The sequence below is a fragment of the Arsenophonus sp. ENCA genome, assembly GCF_002287155.1.
GTDB lineage: Bacteria > Pseudomonadota > Gammaproteobacteria > Enterobacterales > Enterobacteriaceae > Arsenophonus > Arsenophonus nilaparvatae.
In genome coordinates, this window is record NZ_NHNG01000089.1 from 1 (window position 1) to 3531 (window position 3531).

At 38.2% G+C, this 3531-nt stretch carries 4 protein-coding genes and 2 pseudogenes; all 6 read right to left on the reverse strand.

Features of this window, described 5'->3' with window-relative positions; all coding sequences use genetic code 11:
* Window positions 1-122: helix-turn-helix domain-containing protein (locus tag CBG25_RS21245; RefSeq protein WP_366212652.1), on the reverse strand; the 122-nt coding region annotated here is incomplete at its 3' end.
* Window positions 123-319: 197 nt separating this feature from the next.
* The gene (gene lnt / locus CBG25_RS02605) at window positions 320-1852 is read right to left on the reverse strand and encodes an apolipoprotein N-acyltransferase (RefSeq protein WP_290604319.1); all 1533 of its coding nucleotides are present in this window, start codon (window positions 1850-1852) and stop codon (window positions 320-322) included.
* 5 nt (window positions 1853-1857) lie between these two features.
* The gene (gene corC / locus CBG25_RS02610; protein WP_290604321.1) at window positions 1858-2736 is read right to left on the reverse strand and encodes a CNNM family magnesium/cobalt transport protein CorC; all 879 of its coding nucleotides are present in this window, start codon (window positions 2734-2736) and stop codon (window positions 1858-1860) included.
* A 70-nt stretch (window positions 2737-2806) separates the two neighbouring features.
* Complete coding sequence (ybeY, locus tag CBG25_RS02615) at window positions 2807-3274, reverse strand: rRNA maturation RNase YbeY (protein WP_290604323.1); 468 nt, start codon at window positions 3272-3274, stop codon at window positions 2807-2809.
* A gap of 16 nt (window positions 3275-3290) precedes the next feature.
* A pseudogene (locus CBG25_RS21250) lies at window positions 3291-3407 on the reverse strand (PhoH family protein); the annotation flags it as partial.
* 6 nt (window positions 3408-3413) lie between these two features.
* Window positions 3414-3531, reverse strand: a pseudogene (locus tag CBG25_RS02620) (IS630 family transposase); the annotation flags it as partial.

Consider the following 3531-nt stretch of genomic DNA (forward strand, 5'->3'; position numbering starts at 1 on the left):
TCCCTGCTGACAGTTGAACGAGAAAGCCCCAATTCTCTAGCAATAGTGGCCTGAGTAACACCGTCAATTATTCGTTTTTCGATATAAAAACGCTCATGTAAGTTCAAATGTTTTCCCTTCATACAACAGTATCTCTTATGGGGTCATTACAGTAATTTTATCTATGTATGACCAAGGATTTACTTTGTTGCATTTCGTTTGGGAATTGGCGTATAATAAAATAGCTCATTAACTAAATTTAATGATAAATATCAATAACAAGATAAAACAGTATCATCGGTTGTTAAGACATGATGATGATTAATATATGCTAAATTGATTAGTCTTCTTTTTGCTTAATAAAACATGCCAATATGATAAATAGGGCAACCAATGCCCACATAGGCCAGTTACTCCAACGTGCATAAGGTGTAAGACCAGATGTTGGTATTACCTCAGTATTTAATACTGAGCGAGTGAATTGAGGAAGTTCTGCCTGAATATCGCCATTAGGTTTGATCACTGCTGTAACACCATTATTAGTGGCACGTAATAGTGGCCGACCAAGCTCGAGTGCCCGCATGCGCGCCATTTGAAAGTGCTGCCATGGGCCGATAGAATGCCCAAACCATGCATCATTTGAAAGCGTTAATAGAAAATCGGTATCTGATTTAAAGTTGTCTCTAACTTGGGAGCCTAAAATAATTTCATAGCAGATAGCAGCAGTTAGATGAATATTACCAGCAATTAACTGCTGTTGCTCATAATCACCACGACTAAAATCTGACATTGGTAAATTGAATAAAGGAGCAATTGGTCGAAGAATATTTTCTAATGGTACAAATTCACCAAAAGGCACCAGGTGGTGTTTCTGATAACGATTACTGGTTGGATATTGGTAAGGTTTATTTTCTCCCAACACAATAATACTATTAAAAAAATCACTCGCTCCCTGTGTGCTTGGTTTAGCATCAACTATACCAGTAATTAGGCGAGTATTTTGTAAGCGCAGTAGCTTATCTAATGAGGTTAACCAAACGTTATTATCCAATTCGATCGATGGAATAGCGGATTCTGGCCAGATAACGATATTGGCATTGCCAAAATAAGGTTTAGAGAGATCGAGATAAGTACTAATGGTTTGTTCGAGAAATCCTGGTTGCCATTTTAAGCTTTGCGGGATGTTACCTTGAACCAAAACAATTTGTGATTTTTTTTCTGCGACCGGCGTGAACCACTGATAATTTTTAAATATTAGGGGTAACAATAATAAAATAATTGCTGTAATTAGCGGAATAATTCTGCGTTTTAGGCAAGTAAACACTAAGCAGCTGCTAATGATCAGCAGTAGTAATGTTATCATCTCAACGCCAAATATCGGCGCGATGCCTTTAAGCGGCCCGTCGATTTGACTATAACCAAATTGCAGCCAAGGGAAGCCAGTTAGTATCCAGCCACGTAAATATTCAGTTATTTGCCATATTGCTGGTGCAGCAAAAATAAAGCGAGCAATATTAAGGCGCGGAAAGAATCGATTGATTAGATAAGCAAATAGCGCGGGATAAAGTGATAAATAAGCTGCCAGTAAGATGACTAAAAAGACATTAACCACTAATGGCATACCACCAAAATCGGCAATACTGACATAAACCCAGTTAATACCACTGCCAAAAAGACCAATTCCCCAACAAAATGCTATTAAACTTGCTTGTTTGCTTGAGCAATTAACAATTAGCAGCTGTAAGCCAAAGAGAGAAAAAAGCGCGGCTAACCAAATATCAAAAGGTGAAAAAGCCAGTGTTCCGCAGAGCCCGAAAATTAACGCGATCAAAGCTCGTAACCACTGACGTTGATAGAGTGGCATTTTTTTCATTAATGCTATTCTTCTATAAGATTTGGGATTGGGGCTTCATCAGGAGTTTTTACCTGAACTTGAATAATTTTGCGGCTATCAGCCATGGTAATTTTAAACATATAACCATCAATTGTGATCACTTCCCCTCGGGCAGGCAAATGTCCAAATGCTTGCATCACCAAGCCACCAATGGTATCAACTTCTTCATCATTAAAGCGCGTGCTAAATGCTTTGTTGAAATCATCAATTTGGGTTAGCGCACGAACAGAATAAGCATGTTTGCTTAACTGGCGAATATCAATGTCTTCTTCATCATCATATTCGTCTTCAATCTCCCCAACAATTAATTCGAGAATATCTTCGATTGTTACCAAACCAGAAACGCCACCAAATTCATCGATGACTATTGCCATATGATAACGTTGTGAACGGAACTCTTTTAATAACAGATCAACACGTTTACTTTCAGGCACAACAACGGCAGGACGTAATACTTTATCGATAGTGAAAGGTTCAGCATCAGTACGCATAAATGGCAGTAAATCTTTAGCCATTAATAGACCTTCAATATGGTCTTTATCTTCACTAATTACTGGAAAACGAGAATGTGCTGAGTCGATAATCACATCAAGGCATTCATCTAACGATTGATTTCGTTTTAAGGTTACTATCTGAGAGCGGGGGATCATGATATCCCGAACACGCTCGTCGGAAATATTCATTACCCCTTCAAGCATTTCTCTGGTATCGGGATCAATAACATCTTTTTGCTCTGAATCACGAATGAGTTCAACTAAGTCATCACGATTTTTGGGTTCACCGTGAAATAATTGATTTAGGCGCCCGAAAAAACTCTTTTTCGAGTGATGATTATCATTGTTTGTAGGATGGTCGTCGCTCATGGCGTTTTATTAAAATTTCTCTAAGTAGTTTATCGTATCATAATTATTTAGCACAAAAGTAGCATTATAGTTATGCTTTTTCATGCTGATAAGGATCAGGATAACCCAATTTTTGCATAATTTCAGTTTCTATTGTCTCCATTTCTTCTGCTTCAAAGTCAGTTAGATGATCATAACCTAATAGATGAAGACAACCGTGTATTACCATATGCGCCCAGTGAGCATCCTGGTTTTTTTGTTGTTCAAACGCTTCTTCTTCAACAACTTGACGACAAATAATCAGATCGCCAAGTAAGGGTAATGTAATGTTTTCTGGCGCTTCAAAAGGGAAGGATAGCACATTTGTTGGTTTATCTTTTCCTCGATATGTCAGATTTAAATATTGGCTTTCTGCTATATCGACAATACGAATTGTGATTTCACTTTCAGATTGAAATTGTGGCAGGAAAGCTTCAAGCCAGTGTTGGAAAGTTGTTTCACTGGGTAATCCATTATGATCGCTACAGGCCAGCTGAAGATCAAGAATAACTGATTGCAAGCAAATATCTCCTTTTCTATAGGGCGCTTGATGGTTCTTTTTGTTGACGAAGTAACTGTTTTCGTTCTTGTTCTTTTATTTCCCAGTTTTCGTAGGCAATAACCACTTTTGCTACTACAGGATGGCGTACTATACTCGATTAACTTGAAGTTGCATTTTTCAGCGTCTGGAAGTTGTCATTAATCCGGCGCGACAAGGCTCCGTCCAATCCCGGTAATATATTACGGAAAAAGTGGTGTATTTCCTGCCGAAACGCT